Consider the following 13767-nt stretch of genomic DNA (forward strand, 5'->3'; position numbering starts at 1 on the left):
GACACGCGGGGTGGTCCCATCACTGGCAACCGGGTGGTCCCATGCTCGTGGCAGAAAACCACCCTCGGTGGTCCCATAAGCCTGGCCGGCGACACTGAGGGGAAGGCCAGGCACCGCGCCTCCTCCCACGCTTGGGAGTAGGTGGAGGCGCCGAGTACACCACCGCGCTCGTTGCGGAACAGGCGCCCGTCGGGGGCGGTGCCGAACTCCTCCAGGTGGGCGCGAAGGATGGTGACCAGCTCAGGCGGGATGGGGACCTCTCGGACTGCGCTCGTGTCCCGTTACTTCAAGCCGCGCAGATCATGGACCGTGCCCGTGTCCGTCCACCGCTTTCCGCTGCTTGGGCGGGTCTTGGCCAGGGTGAGCAGGCCCCACCCTTCCCCGGGGAGGTGGCAGTCGTCTTGCCGTAGTCCTACGGCCTCGGCTGGCCGAACACCCGCGAAGTACAGCGTGGCGTAGAAGGCCACCAGGCGGCGGCCTCGGGCACGGTGCCAGCTTCCGACGTAGGACACGGCAGTGAGCAGTTCCCGGGCCTGCTCGGGGTTGACCACGGCGCGCCTGTCTACGGCGGCTTCCTTGGCGACCTTCTTCTGTTCGATCCGTTTGAGCGGGTTCTCCTTGAGTTCGCCGAGATCCACGCCGTATTCCAGCGCCGTGTTCAATCCTCGGCGGCGGCGGGCGGTGGTGTCGGCGGCGGCGGTTCGCCGGAAGGTTGTGCTTCGCCATGCCGAAAATCGCCGCCGCCCTGCTCGCCGCCCTCGCCCTCGTGCTCGTCGGCGTCCTGCGCGTCCCGCCCGAGCTACTACCGGCCCGAAGATGTGCAGGGGACCCCACTCGCTGATCCCACGCCTGGGCCCGCCGGCCGTGGGGGTGGGTTCGCTGTCCTGACGCTTCAGGGCTTGGGCCGGACAGCATGACCGAGACGATCCACGCGCGAATGCCCACGCCGGATGAAGCGGAAATGCTCCAGTTGCCCGCCGGCGAGCCGGTCATGATTCTTCGGCGGCGCACCTTCACGCGAGAGGGTCGATTGGTCGAATTCGCTCGGGGCGTTCACGCCGCGTCCCGCTTCGCGTGGTCGTACACGTTCAAGATTCCCGACTGAGGAGAGGGGAGGGACATGGCCACCACTGCTCTTGTACCCGATGCCCTCCGGGCCGACGTCGAGACCCTGTGGGACTACCACAACATGCACCACGTCGTTCGCCCCTCGGACGTCGGCGTTGGCCTCGGAAGTCATGACCTCGGGGTGGCCACTTGTGCCTCAGATCTCTACCAGCAGGGCATGTTCCCGCTGATCGTGTTCACTGGTGCTAACGCCCCCACCACGGTCAGCAGATTTCCTCGTGGCGAGGCCGTCCATTACAAGGAACATGCCGTCAAACTCGGCGTTCCCGCTGACGCCATCCTGGTCGAGCCTCACGCGACCAACACGGGAGAGAACTTCACATACACCCGTGCCCTCCTAGAGCAGCACGGGGTCACCGTAGCGTCAGCGGTCCTCATCTCTCGGCCATACCAGCAGCGACGCGCCTACGCGACGTGCAAGAAGTTGTGGCCCGAAGTCGACGTCACGTGCGCGTCGCTTCCACTCTCGCTCGATGACTACGTGCAGAGCATCGGAGACGTGGACCGCGTAATCAACATGCTGGTCGGCGACACCCAGCGGATCACCGAGTACGCCAAGAAGGGCTTCGCCGTCGAGCAGTCGTATCCGGATGAGGTCGATGCCGCCTTCCGGCGACTGGTAGCCGCCGCTTTCACAAGTCGTTTGGTTTGACGATGGATGTGCGTCAGCTCGTATTCCCTCTACCATCGCATGGCGGAGCGTTTATGGTTGGGTGCCGACGATGCGATTGAGAATCATATCGACAAACGCCTTCACCTGTTCAGGGCTGTCGCAGTCTGCCGCATCGATGCGCTCTACGGGAATCCCGGCGTTCCGTATTAGCGCCTCTCGCGTTTTATCTTCTGTCCACTTTCCTTTGTGATAGACTCCGTCTATCTCGATTGCGATAACCCGTCCTCTGTATGTGACCAAGATGTCTGGCTCGAAGGAATGGCCACTGACTCTCATCCCGGGGAGTGGTAAGATCCCGATGGTCTCGTAGAGGCGATATTCCTTCTGTCGGCGCTTCAGTTCGCGATAGATTGCCAGCTCGCCGGTGCTGCGGAACACGAAGGTGTCTTCCGTGAACATGGGTTCGGAAGGGCTATAGCCGCTTTCGGTTTGCTTGCGCGGACGACGAACATCCCGTCCCTGATTTCCCCCTCGAGCCTGAAGCGCCTGTCGGATTTTTACGTGCCAGTCCATCGGTAATTCGACCGGGTCGGGACGAACGCTGAATTTTATGCCGCCGTCCACATCGATTTTAGGCACACCCATCCAATCGGGGAATATCCGCGAGCGCGCTTTTTCGAAGCAGATTTCTATGAGGGTATGATTTTCCGTGAGCGTCGGAAGGGACTCCTCTGGTACTATAAGCTCCCAGAGATGCTTACTCCATCGCATGTCGGTGTCAGTGGGACAAACGGCTATCTTGATGGTGCGGTTGAGGTGATAAATGATTGCCCAGACAGCTTCTCGGCTTTTCAGGACGTCGAGTCCGTCGGAGATTATAAGTCTTACGGCGTCGCCAAAAATGAGATGTACGTCGTCTGCCGCATCCTCGTCCATCTCCACTTCGGAGGGCTCGCCATGGTAGTCGTGGTGCTGCCACACAGCCACGTAGTCGCGGTCGGCGCGAGATGGGGTTTCTGACTCTGACATAGGAGAATCTTCCCCCATCCAAGCCATGTATGTGGAGCCAATTGTGCCTTGCTGCGCCCATCCCGTTTGCCGTTGACCCCACTGCGGAGCGGCAGCGGGCGGGCCGTCGGGAGCACCAGTGGGAGGCGGCGGCCTGCCGTGACGGCGGCACGTGCGCCCCGCTGAGGGCCGCCTTGAAGATGCAGAGAGAGCGCGAGGCGGGGTCATGCTCTTGGAGCGCTAACACGATGCGGAGAGACCGTGGTTTCGGCCTTTCGTGGACCTACTGTGGACCAGAGCGTCAGTCGGATGGCGAGTCGAAGCATTCTCGCAGCTCAAGGAGACATGTGGTATGGATGTGACACGGCCTCCGGAGCCGGGTGCGCAGGTTCGAATCCTGCAGGGGGCACCAGATTGAGACCGGCTCACATGCTTCGTGAGCCGGTCTTTTTCGTGTCGTAGGGTCCTCGCGATCTTGTCGCCTCGCGACGGAGTTCGACACCTGGTTACGCGTCTTCCGGGCCCAACACGGGGATCGATCGCGATGTGGGTCCGTAGAGGTCGTTGGGTGAAATTTTCATCGAGATGTTTCGGCCCGTTGTAACACGAGCACGGCAATGTCTCCGCAGGCCGGGGTAGATGTCGAAGCGCATAAAAGAACGTGTGCGCGAGGCGGAACTCTCGAAACTTTCATCATGGCCTTGACACATTTCGGGGAGGTTTCCACACTGAGTCCCCGAGGCGGTTTCTCCCTGCCAGGCCGGTGGTGTGGCGGCAGGGGGCTCCGTCTGCGACGTCCTCGTGGTGTGCGTTCCTGGTTATGGGGTCGGGGCGTCGATCCCGCAGGGCGTCGCCGCGTTTCCCCGCTGTTCCGTGACTCAGTTGTGGAGGCTCAGGCATGAGCACAAACGCCACCCCCCCGGATCGATCCCGGCCCCCACGCAGCGGCCCCCGCCGGATGCTGCTCGCTGGTGCCCTTGGTGTACTCGGCACGATCACGGCGCTGGCGATGACGGTTCCCGCCGGTGCCGCGGCGAGCACGTTGGGCGCGGCGGCCGCGCAGAGCGGCCGGTACTTCGGCACCGCCATCTCCGCGAGCAAGCTCGGAGACTCGGCTTACACCACGATCGCGAACCGCGAGTTCAACATGGTGACGCCCGAGAACGAGATGAAGATCGACGCCACCGAGCCCCAACAGGGCCAGTTCAACTTCACCAACGGCGACCGGGTCTACAACTGGGCCGTCCAGAACGGCAAGCAGGTCCGTGGGCACACCCTGGCCTGGCACTCCCAGCAGCCGGGCTGGATGCAGTCCCTTTCCGGCAGCGCGCTGCGCCAGGCGATGATCAACCACATCAACGGCGTGATGGCCCACTACAAGGGGAAGCTCGCCTACTGGGACGTGGTCAACGAGGCCTTCGACGACAGCAACGGCGGCCGGCGCCAGTCGAACCTGCAGGCCACGGGCAACGACTGGATCGAGGTGGCCTTCCGCACCGCCCGTGCGGCCGACCCCTCGGTCAAGCTCTGCTACAACGACTACAACATCGACAACTGGACCTGGGCCAAGACGCAGGGCGTCTACAACATGGTCAAGGACTTCAAGGCCCGTGGCGTGCCGATCGACTGCGTCGGCCTCCAGGGCCACTTCAACAGCGGCAGCGCGTACAACGCCAACTTCCGCACCACCCTGTCGAGCTTCGCCGCTCTCGGCGTCGACGTGGCCATCACCGAGCTGGACATCCAGGGCGCCTCGGCCACGACCTACGCCAACGTGACCAACGACTGCCTGGCGGTGCCGCGGTGCGTCGGCATCACGGTGTGGGGCGTGCGTGACAGCGACTCCTGGCGCTCGGGTGACACCCCGCTGCTGTTCGACGGCAACGGCAACAAGAAGGCCGCCTACACCTCGGTCCTCAACGCCCTGAACGCCGCCGGTCCCAACCCCTCGCCCACCCCCACCCCGACGGTCACGCCGACGGTCACCCCGACGCCCACGCCGACACCGACTACGGGTACGGGGGCGTGTTCGGCGACGATCACGACGGTCAACAGCTGGCAGGGTGGGTTCCAGTCGACGGTGACGGTCAACGCGGGCAATTCGCCGGTCAACGGATGGACCGTGAAGTGGACCTGGCCCGGCGGGCAGAGCATCAGCAGCCTGTGGAACGGCACGCAGACCGTCTCCGGTTCCTCGGTGACGGTGCGCAACGCCTCCTACAACGGCTCCATCGCGGCGAACTCGTCCACCACCTTCGGCTTCACGGCCAACGGCACCGCGGCCACCCCCACCGCCACCTGCACCAGCCCCTGACCCGTCGCCAGGTGCGTCGGGCCGGCGTCCGCGCCGACCGGTAGTACCTCCTCAGCGTCACCAAGGCCGCGATCGTGAGAAGGAGGTACTACCCGGCCGGCGGGTCGGCCGCGTCAGTCCCTGTAGGGATTCGGGCCGGGTGGGAACACACCACCCGGCCCGAATTCGTCCCAATAGAGCTGGCAGAGTGTTCGGCCGAGGCTCGGGACGCGGGGTTGGGTCGCGCCGGCCGACGATGGGGGAAGGCGATGAATTCGTCGCAGACCTTGCGTTCCCAGCGGCAGTGGAAAAGGCTGTTTCATGTGCTCGGTCTTACGGTTGTTCTCGCGGGAGGTTTCGATTATCCGGCATGAATTTCATTATGAATTGCCGGTGAGGTTTCGGTGGTGTGGTGAAGCAGGCTTCCGAGCTTGGCGGGGTGGCCTGGGGCAACAGCTATGGGGTGTTGGTTCGGGCGTATTTGCGGTGGTCTCGGGGTGAAGGGCGCGAACGCGGGGTTGCGTTGGGGGTTGTGTCGCGCTTTGGTGCCGGGCGATAAGTCGCAGTGAGTTGCACCGGGCGGTATGGGTGGCTTGATGATCCCGGACCGAGGCTTTGACCTCTCTGGGGTGCCTTCCGGATTGTTCTCAACTAGCGTCTTTAGGTGTGGCGTCGAAACGAATTCGACCAGGAAACCGGGTCGGCGCTCCGCCAGTCCGGCAGCACGCCGGGCTCGATAATCAGACATGGAGTGATATTTCATGCTGAAGCGTGCTCTCGTCGCCGGTACATTGGCGGCTTCCAGCCTCATCGTTTCCATGACGATGTCGGCCCAGCCCGCCAGTGCAAGCACGATGACCCACGAACCCCAACCCACCGCTATATCCGGGGCCCTGAACGAAGCGGGGCATCCTTGCTACTACAACGGCCACTACCAGCGCCACTGGCGCCATTGCCAGCACGGCCCCTACGGTCCGCATGGCCCTCGCGGGCCGTACGGCCACCACGGCCCATACGGCCCCTACGGCCACGGCCCGTATGGGCACCAGGGTCCGTATGGTCATCAAGGTCCCTATGGCCACCACCACGGCGGACCCAGGTGATCTAGCCACAGTGGCGGACGGTCGCGGCTGATCGGCTAGCCCGGGCGCGAGTGGCGCGGTAGCGGCTCAGCACGCCCGGTGCGATCGTCGCTCCACCCGTGCCGGGCCGGCCGAGCTTCCGGCCCGGCACGGTTCACCCGAGGGGGTCCAGCACCGCAGGGAGGGCGGCTCCCGGGTTTCGGCCCGGCGCGGTTCACCCGGAGGAGGGTGGGCTACGCGCCTGAGTCGCGGCGGGTTCTCGGGATGCTCCAGTAGCCGAGGGCGCAGACCTCGTCGCGCCGGAGGCCGCGATCGCGCAGCAGGTGCCGGCGCAGGCTCTGGATCACGAGGGACTCCCCGGCCGCCCAGACCTGGCCGCGACCGGCCGGAAGGTCGAGACCGCGTACCACCTCCTCCAGCGCGCGTCCCTCGCCCGGTGCCCGCGCGCCGCGGTGGACCCAGTGCACTTCGGGAAGCGGCGCGTCCAGCGCCATGTGCTCGGCGGCGTCGCGTACTTCCGCCACCGCGATGGCACGATGCCCGGCCGGAAGCGTTTCGGCGATGGCGGCCATGGAAGGCAGCGCCGTCTCGTCACCGACCATCAGCGTCCACTCCGCGGTCGGGTCGGTCACCCAGTGGACGCGGGTGCCCCCGAAGCCCACCTGGTCGCCCGGCGCCGCGTCGAGCGCCCATCGAGACGCCGGTCCGTCGTCCAGGTGCAGGAAGAAGTCCACGGTCACCAGCCCCGCCGCGCGGTCGTAGCGGCGTACGGTGAGGTTCACCGCGTGCTGCCTGCCGGCCGTCTCGGGGAAGCGCCAGCGCTTCAACTCGGGCAGCACGACCTTGTCCGCGCCGGGGGCGGGCCAGATGAGCGTGAGCGTCTCGGCGGGCTCCTCGACGGGCAGCGGGCCGGCGTCCACGAGGCGGAGGACGACCCGGCGCATCAGCGGGGACAGTTGCTCAGCGGAGACGACCTCCAGCATCCCGACGCAGAGGGGGAAGGCCCGCACCGACGACCGCGACCGGTCCACTTGCGCGCCACCGGCTCGCGGCGAGGTCCGTACGGGCGTGGTACCGGCTCGCGGTGAGGGCTGAACGGGCGTGGTACCGGCTCGCGGTGAGGTCCGTACGGGCGTGATGCCGGCTCGTGGTGAGGGTTGTGCGGAGGTGGTGGGGGCCGGTAGGGGGCGGTGGGCGGCTACCCGGACATCGTGGAAGTTCAGGGCGCCCGCCTCGATGAGGGCCTGGAGGGCTTCGTCCAGGAATCGGTCGCCGTCCTCACCGAGGGCGTCGGCATGAGGGGCGAGTATCCCCAGGGGCAGGGCTTCCCGGGGCGGGACCGGTTCGTCCCCGTCGGCGAGGTCGTCTCGCGTCAACACGATCTCCAGTCCTTCGTCGCGGAGGACGGCGCACACCTCGTCCAGCGGGTGCTGGTACACGCTCAGCGGGACCGAGGCGAGCCGCTCCCGCCACGCCGGGCGCCCGATCACGGACTCCACGACGTCACGCAGCGCGAACCCCGACGATCGCGGCTGCCCGTGACTCCACTGCAGGACCACGAGGCCATCCGGGCTCGTGGCGCGCGCCATCGTCCGTACGGTCTCACGGGCATCGCCGAGCGAGTGGAGCAACCAGGACGAGTGCACCACCTCGTACTGTCCCTCGGGGAGCCTCAGCGCGCGCGGGTCCTGCACCTCGGCGGAGACGGGATGGCCCGCGCACAGTTCCCTGGTCGCCTCGACCATCGACGGCGAGGCGTCCTTCGCCGTCACGGTGAACTCCCGCTCCGCCATGGCCAGGGCGACCTCCCCCGACCCGCATCCGACGTCGGCGAACCTGCCGCCCTCGTGGAGGTAGCCGCCGGCCTGCAAGAGAGCGTCCAGCGCCGAGTCCAGTCTGGCTTCGTCGTAGGCCCGCGCCGAGTCCAGCCTGGCTTCGTCGTAGGCCCGCGCCGAGTCCAGCCTGCCTTCGTCGTAGGCCCGCGCCGACTCCCGCGTGCCTTCGTCGCAGGCCTGCGCCGGGTCCGGTCTGGTTTCGGGGTGAACGTCGGCGTATCGCTGCGTCACGGGGGAGTCTCTCGTTCGGGAGGTCAGGCGGGGCGGCCGGCGAGGGCCGTCGCCAGGGGGGCGCGGTGGGCGCGGTGGGCGAGGAGGGAGTCGCGGATCTCGCCGGCGCGGACGGCGGTGGTCGACAGCAGGGTGGAGGTCATGCCGTGGGTGTGCTCGGTGCCGCCCTGGAGGTAGATGCCGGCGCTGACCTGCGGCGCGAGCTCCACGCGATGGTCGCGGCCCACACGCACGGCGTCCTCGTCGTCGCGCAGGCAGAGCTTGGCCGCCTCGCCGAGGAGGGTGCCGAGGTCCTGGGGCCGGTACCCGGTGGCGTGGACGAGGATGTCCGCGCTGAGCACCGTCCGCTCACCCGTGGGCAGGAACTCCACGGTGACGTCGAGGCGGTCGTCCACGGCCTGGACGTCCCGGATGCGGGAGACGTTGAGCATGCGCAGGCGCTCCCGGCCGTGGACCTTCTCCCGGTACGTCGTGGCGTACAAGGACTGGATGAGGTCCATGTCGACCACCGAGTAGTTGGTGCTGCGGTGGTAGTCGTACAGCGATTGCTTCACCCCGGGTGGGGCGTTGAAGTAGATGTCGACCGCTTCGGGGTCGAAGATGCGGTTGGCGAAGGGGCTGTCGTCGGCCGGGGTGTACCCGTACTTGGCGAAGACCGCGCATACCTCGGCGTCGGCGAAGGTGCGGTGCAGGTAGTCGACCGCCTCGGCGGCGCTCTGCCCGGCGCCGAGCACGAGCGCGCGGCGTACGGGCGTGCCGGAGTCGGCCAGTTCGGCGACGCGCAGGACCAGCTCGCTGTTGTGCCACACCCGGTCGGAGAGGACCGTGCCCGGCGGCAGGTGGGGCTCCAGGCCGGTGGCCACGGAGACATTGCGGGCCCGGCGTACGACCGTGCGGGCGGGGTCGTCCGGGTCGCGGCTCACCACGTCGAACCACCGGATCTCGCCGTCGTCGGACATCACCGGCTCGACGGCCAGCACCTCGGAGGAGTAGGAGACCAAATGCCGCACCCGCGCGGCCGCCCACTCGAAGTAGTCGTGGAACTCGACCCTTAACGGGAACAGCGTCTTCTGGTTGAGAAAGTCGACCAGCCTGCCGCGTTCCTGCAGGTAACACAGGAAGCTGAAGTCACTCGACGGATCGCGCATGGTGACCAGGTCCTTCAGGAAGGAGACCTGCATCGTCGCGTCGTCGATGAGCATGCCCCGGTGCCAGCCGAAGTGCGGCTGCTTTTCGAGGAACGCGGCATCGAGCCTTTCCCCGGCGGGGACTCCTGCGTTGTGCTCATCGACGGCTATGGCCAGCGCCAGATTGGACGGCCCGAAACCGATCCCCAGGATGTCGTGGATGACATCCGGCCCACTCAGCAGTGTGTCCACCGCGGCATCGCCTCCCTATGCCAGAGCCATGTTAGATAAGGTTAGCCTTACCTTGCAAGATTGCGCTTGAGGAGAGGATCGTTCATGCGGATCGTCATGTTCGGCTACCAGACGTGGGGCCACCGCACGTTGCAAGCCCTGCTGGAGTCCGGCCACGAGGTGGCGCTCGTCGTCACCCATCCCAAGAGCGACCACGCGTACGAGAAGATCTGGGACGACTCGGTCGCGGAACTCGCCGCGAAGCACGACGTCCCGGTGCTCCTGCGCAACCGTCCCGACGACCGCGACCTGCTCCTCGCGCTCCGGGACGCGGCGCCGGACATCATCGTCGCCAACAACTGGCGTACGTGGCTGCCGCCTGAGGTCTTCGACCTCCCGCCGCACGGCACGCTGAACGTGCACGACTCGCTGCTGCCGTCGTACGCGGGCTTCTCGCCGCTGATCTGGGCCCTGATAAACGGGGAGCAGGAGGTCGGCGTCACCGCCCACCGCATGAACGCCGAGCTGGACGCGGGCGACATCGTGCTGCAACGCGCCGTGCCGGTCGGGCCGCGCGACACCGCGACCGACCTGTTCCACAAGACGGTCGACCTGATCGGGCCGATCGTGCGCGACGCGCTCGACCTCATCGCCTCCGGTCAGGCGAAGTGGGTCGCGCAGGACCGCACCAAGGCCAGCTTCTTCCACAAGCGCTCCATCGAGGACAGCCGCATCGACTGGAACTGGCCGGCGGAGGACCTGGAGCGGCTGGTGCGCGCCCAGTCGGACCCGTATCCCAACGCGTTCACCTACCACCGCGGCGAGCGGATCCGCATCGTGTCGGCGGCGGTGTCGCAGGCGCACTACGGCGGCACCCCCGGGCGCGTCTTCATCCGTGAAGGGGATGGAGTGGTCATCGTCAGCGGGACCGACGCCCGCGGCGGGCACCGGCGCGGGCTGGTGCTCACGCGGGTGCGCACCGAGGACGGCACCGAGCACGCGGCGACCGACTACTTCCGCACCATGGGCGGCTACCTCACCGCCCAGCCCTGAAAGAACCTCACCGTACGGCCCTGAGAAACCGCACCGCCCAGCCCTGAACCGGTCCTTCAGCGAGCCGCCTTCACGTGTGAGGGGTCGTGGTGGCGGCTCATCGGGATGATCAAGGGTGTGCCGCTGACCGGGTCCGTCGTGACCTGGCAGCGCAGGTCGAAGATGTCCCGCACGGTCGACGCGGTGATGACGTCGGCCGGGGCCCCCTCGGCGACGACGCGGCCCGACTTCATGGCGATGACGTGGTCGGCGTATCGGCACGCTTGGTTGAGGTCGTGCAGGACCATCACGATCGTACGGTCCTCGCGCCGGTTGAGGTCGGTGATGAGGTCCAGGACGTCGATCTGGTGCGCCAGGTCCAGGTAGGTCGTCGGCTCGTCCAGCAGGAGCACCGGGGTGCCCTGGGCGACGGCCATGGCGATCCAGGCGCGCTGGCGCTGGCCGCCGGACAGCTCGTCGACCGCGCGGTCGGCGAGCTCGGTCATGCCGGTGGCGGCCAGCGCGCCGTGGACGGCCTGCTCGTCGGCCTTCGACCACTGCCGCCACCAGGTCTGGTGAGGGGATCGGCCGCGGTTGACCAGGTCGATGACGGTCAGCCCCTCCGGCGCGACCGGAGACTGCGGCAGGATGCCGAGGCGCTGGGCCAGTTCCCTGGTCGGGATGGAGTGCAGCGCGCGGCCGTCGAGCTGGACGGCACCCTGGCGCGGCGCGAGCAACCGGGCGAGGGCCCGCAGCAGCGTGGACTTGCCGCAGGCGTTGGCGCCGACGATGGCGGTGACGCGGCCCGGCGGGACCACCAGGTCGAGGTCCTCCACGACCAGCCGGTTGTCGTACGCCAGGTGCAGGCCGCTCGCCCGCAGTTCCGGGTGGGGGGTCATGCGTTCAGCCTCCTGAGCCCGCGCGGTTGGCGCGGATGAGCAGCCAGAGCAGGATCGGCGCGCCCAGCACGCCGGTGATGATTCCGACCGGCAGCTCCGTGCTGGGGATCAGCTCGCGTGCGACGAGGTCGGAGGAGAGGACGACCAGCCCCCCGGTCAGCCCGGAGGTGACCGGGGGAGGCCAGGCGGTGCGGCCGAGCCGCTGCGCGATCTGCGGCGCGGCCAGCGCCACGAAGGCGAGCGGCCCGGCCGCCGCCGTGCCGAAGGCGACCAGCCCGACCCCCGTGAGCAGCAGCGTGAACCGCACCCGTTGCACGGGGGTGCCGAGGCCGGCGGCGACGTCGTCGCCGAGCTGGAGCGTGCGGGTCAGGCGGCCCAGCGTGAGCGCGACCGGCACCATCACCGCCATGGCGAGCGCGAGCGGGATCACCTGGTTCCAGTCGCGGCCGTTGAGGTTGCCCACCAGCCAGCCGAGCGCGGCCTGCGCCTGGAACCGCCCGCCCTTGGCCACCAGGTAGTCGGTGGCGCTGGTGCAGATCCAGGACACTCCGATGCCGACCAGGATGATGCGGTAGCCGGTGGCGCCGCGGCTCCACGCCAGGAGGTAGACGAGCAGGCCGGTGACCAGCGCGCCGAGCAGGCCCAGCGCCTGCGGGCCGAGGCCGCCGTCCCAGCCCAGCACGATGCTCGCGACGACGGCGGTGCCGGCGCCCTGGGTGATGCCGATCATGTCAGGGCTGGCCAGCGGGTTGCGGGTCATGGTCTGGAAGATCGAGCCGGAGACGCCGAAGGCGACGCCGGCCAGCAGCCCGACCAGGGCGCGCGGCAGCCGCAGCTCACGGACGACCAGCAGCGTCCCGGGGTCCCCGTAACCGGCGAGGGCCTTCATGACCGAGGTCAGGCCGATCGGGTAGTCGCCGATCGAGACGCCCCAGCAGAAGACGAGGAAGGTGACGACGGCGAGCGCCACGCAGACGACGACCAGCCGCGGACGCAGGACCCCGGAGACGGGCGGCGCGGCCAGCCGGAACGTACGGCGGGACGAGACGAGGGCCGTGCCGCCGGAGGGGGTGGGGGCTGGAGGGACCATGCTCACACTTCCGCGAGCCGGCGCCGGCGGACCAGGGCGATGAAGAACGGGCCGCCGATGAAGGCGATGAGGATCCCGGCCTGGATCTCGGTGGGCCGCGCGGCGACCCGTCCGATGATGTCGGCGGTGAGCACGAGGCAGGGCGCGAGCACCGCGGACAGCGGCAGCAGCCAGCGGTGGTCGGGGCCGATCCCCGCGTGCTGGGCGAGGATCCGGGCGACGTGCGGAACCACGAGCCCGACGAACACGACCGGTCCGATGATTGCCACGGCCGCGCCGGTGAGCAGCGTGATGGCGAGCGCGCCCTGGAACCTTACGAACCCGAGCCGCCGCCCGAGTGAGGCGGCCACGTCGTCGCCGAGGGCCAGGCTGTTGAGCGCGGGCGCGCAGGCCAGCGCCAGCACCGTGCCGAAGGCGATGAACGGCAGGATCCGGAGCACCGCGTCGCCGTCCTGGTCGGCGAGAGAGCCGGCCGACCAGAAGCGGTAGCGGTTCAGCGCGTCCGGGTCGGTCAGGACGATGGCGTTGGTGAGCGAGAACAGCAGCGAGCTCACGGCGACTCCGGCGAGCGCGAGCTTGACCGGGGTCTGGCCCGAACGTCCGAGCCCTCCGAGCAGGTACACGAGGACGCTGGCGATGAGCGCGCCCGCGAACGCGAACCAGATGTACCCGTACAGCGACCCCAGGCCGAGCACCGCGACCGACACGACGATCGCGAAGGCCGCGCCGGCGCTGACGCCGAGCAGGCCGGGGTCGGCGAGCGGGTTGCGCGTCAGCGCCTGCATGAGCGCGCCGGACAGTCCGAGGGCCGCGCCCGCCGCGAGGCCCAGCGCGGTGCGCGGGACGCGTACCGACCAGACGACGTTGTCGACGAGCCGGCTGCGCGGGTGCCCGAGGAGTGCCTGTACGACCTGGTCGAGGGGGAGGCTGCGGGCGCCCAGCGCGATCGACAGCATGCAGAGCGCGACGAGGACGGCGCCGAGCAGCGCCAGGAGAACGGCGGGGCGGAGCCCCGCGCCACGCGTCACCGAACTGTCTCCACGTTTCGACTTCCTTCGTTTTTAGGTAAGGCTGGCCTTAACTGTAGCCCTCCGGATTGGGGGGCTTCCTCTGGCGCCCGCCTACTAACTTAGGTAATGCTTACCTTAGTATGTGGTGCGATCACGGCTCGTTTGGGCCTGTTTCGTCGAGCTTGGGA

General features: G+C 68.0%; 11 protein-coding genes. 4 read left to right on the forward strand and 7 right to left on the reverse strand.

Features of this window, described 5'->3' with window-relative positions:
* Nucleotides 1–281 precede the first annotated feature (281 nt).
* Nucleotides 282–638 carry a hypothetical protein gene (locus tag AB0B89_RS17255; RefSeq protein ID WP_358553376.1) on the reverse strand — a complete coding sequence of 119 codons (357 nt, stop codon included), beginning with the start codon at nt 636–638 and terminating at the stop codon, nt 282–284.
* 275 nt (nt 639–913) lie between these two features.
* On the opposite strand from AB0B89_RS17255, the gene AB0B89_RS17260 reads away from it, so the two are divergent.
* Both AB0B89_RS17260 and AB0B89_RS17265 read left to right on the forward strand, forming a co-directional pair.
* Complete coding sequence (locus tag AB0B89_RS17260) at nt 914–1105, forward strand: UTRA domain-containing protein (protein WP_358553378.1); 192 nt, start codon at nt 914–916, stop codon at nt 1103–1105.
* A gap of 15 nt (nt 1106–1120) precedes the next feature.
* Complete coding sequence (locus tag AB0B89_RS17265) at nt 1121–1780, forward strand: YdcF family protein (protein ID WP_358553380.1); 660 nt, start codon at nt 1121–1123, stop codon at nt 1778–1780.
* 51 nt (nt 1781–1831) lie between these two features.
* Here AB0B89_RS17265 and AB0B89_RS17270 read toward each other — a convergent pair whose 3' ends face one another.
* Nucleotides 1832–2770 carry a hypothetical protein gene (locus AB0B89_RS17270; RefSeq protein ID WP_358553382.1) on the reverse strand — a complete coding sequence of 313 codons (939 nt, stop codon included), beginning with the start codon at nt 2768–2770 and terminating at the stop codon, nt 1832–1834.
* 877 nt (nt 2771–3647) lie between these two features.
* On the opposite strand from AB0B89_RS17270, the gene AB0B89_RS17275 reads away from it, so the two are divergent.
* Nucleotides 3648–5063 (forward strand): endo-1,4-beta-xylanase, encoded by a 1416-nt coding sequence (locus AB0B89_RS17275; protein WP_358553384.1) that lies wholly within the window; start codon nt 3648–3650, stop codon nt 5061–5063.
* A 1294-nt stretch (nt 5064–6357) separates the two neighbouring features.
* Here the strand turns inward: AB0B89_RS17275 and AB0B89_RS17280 are convergent.
* Both AB0B89_RS17280 and AB0B89_RS17285 read right to left on the reverse strand, forming a co-directional pair.
* Nucleotides 6358–8190 (reverse strand): SIP domain-containing protein, encoded by a 1833-nt coding sequence (locus AB0B89_RS17280; protein WP_358553386.1) that lies wholly within the window; start codon nt 8188–8190, stop codon nt 6358–6360.
* Nucleotides 8191–8213: 23 nt separating this feature from the next.
* On the reverse strand, nt 8214–9569 hold the full coding sequence (locus tag AB0B89_RS17285; RefSeq protein ID WP_358553388.1) for a SidA/IucD/PvdA family monooxygenase: 1356 nt from the start codon (nt 9567–9569) through the stop codon (nt 8214–8216).
* Nucleotides 9570–9653: 84 nt separating this feature from the next.
* On the opposite strand from AB0B89_RS17285, the gene AB0B89_RS17290 reads away from it, so the two are divergent.
* A complete protein-coding gene (locus AB0B89_RS17290; protein WP_358553390.1) occupies nt 9654–10601 on the forward strand; it encodes a methionyl-tRNA formyltransferase in 948 nt (315 codons plus the stop codon).
* Between the two features lie 56 nt (nt 10602–10657).
* On the opposite strand, the gene AB0B89_RS17295 is transcribed toward AB0B89_RS17290, so the two are convergent.
* Genes AB0B89_RS17295 through AB0B89_RS17305 form a run of 3 tightly spaced genes read right to left on the reverse strand, consistent with a single transcriptional unit; the run spans nt 10658 to nt 13597 of the window.
* Entirely contained in the window at nt 10658–11479 is an 822-nt protein-coding gene (locus AB0B89_RS17295) for an ABC transporter ATP-binding protein (RefSeq protein WP_358553392.1), read from the reverse strand.
* A gap of 4 nt (nt 11480–11483) precedes the next feature.
* Entirely contained in the window at nt 11484–12569 is a 1086-nt protein-coding gene (locus AB0B89_RS17300) for an iron chelate uptake ABC transporter family permease subunit (RefSeq protein WP_358553394.1), read from the reverse strand.
* Nucleotides 12570–12571: 2 nt separating this feature from the next.
* The gene (locus AB0B89_RS17305; protein WP_358553396.1) at nt 12572–13597 is read right to left on the reverse strand and encodes an iron chelate uptake ABC transporter family permease subunit; all 1026 of its coding nucleotides are present in this window, start codon (nt 13595–13597) and stop codon (nt 12572–12574) included.
* Nucleotides 13598–13767 lie beyond the last annotated feature (170 nt).

The organism is Sphaerisporangium sp. NPDC049002 (assembly GCF_040649355.1).
Taxonomy (GTDB): domain Bacteria; phylum Actinomycetota; class Actinomycetes; order Streptosporangiales; family Streptosporangiaceae; genus Sphaerisporangium.

Excerpts from the sequence above, each read along its gene's own strand:
- AB0B89_RS17290 (WP_358553390.1), top strand. The coding sequence starts at position 9,654 with ATGCGGATCGTCATGTTCGGCTACCAGACGTGGGGCCACCGCACGTTG.
- AB0B89_RS17300 (WP_358553394.1), bottom strand. The coding sequence starts at position 12,569 with ATGGTCCCTCCAGCCCCCACCCCCTCCGGCGGCACGGCCCTCGTCTCG.
- AB0B89_RS17260 (WP_358553378.1), top strand. The coding sequence starts at position 914 with ATGACCGAGACGATCCACGCGCGAATGCCCACGCCGGATGAAGCGGAA.
- AB0B89_RS17275 (WP_358553384.1), top strand. The coding sequence starts at position 3,648 with ATGAGCACAAACGCCACCCCCCCGGATCGATCCCGGCCCCCACGCAGC.
- AB0B89_RS17265 (WP_358553380.1), top strand. The coding sequence starts at position 1,121 with ATGGCCACCACTGCTCTTGTACCCGATGCCCTCCGGGCCGACGTCGAG.
- AB0B89_RS17270 (WP_358553382.1), bottom strand. The coding sequence starts at position 2,770 with ATGTCAGAGTCAGAAACCCCATCTCGCGCCGACCGCGACTACGTGGCT.
- AB0B89_RS17295 (WP_358553392.1), bottom strand. The coding sequence starts at position 11,479 with ATGACCCCCCACCCGGAACTGCGGGCGAGCGGCCTGCACCTGGCGTAC.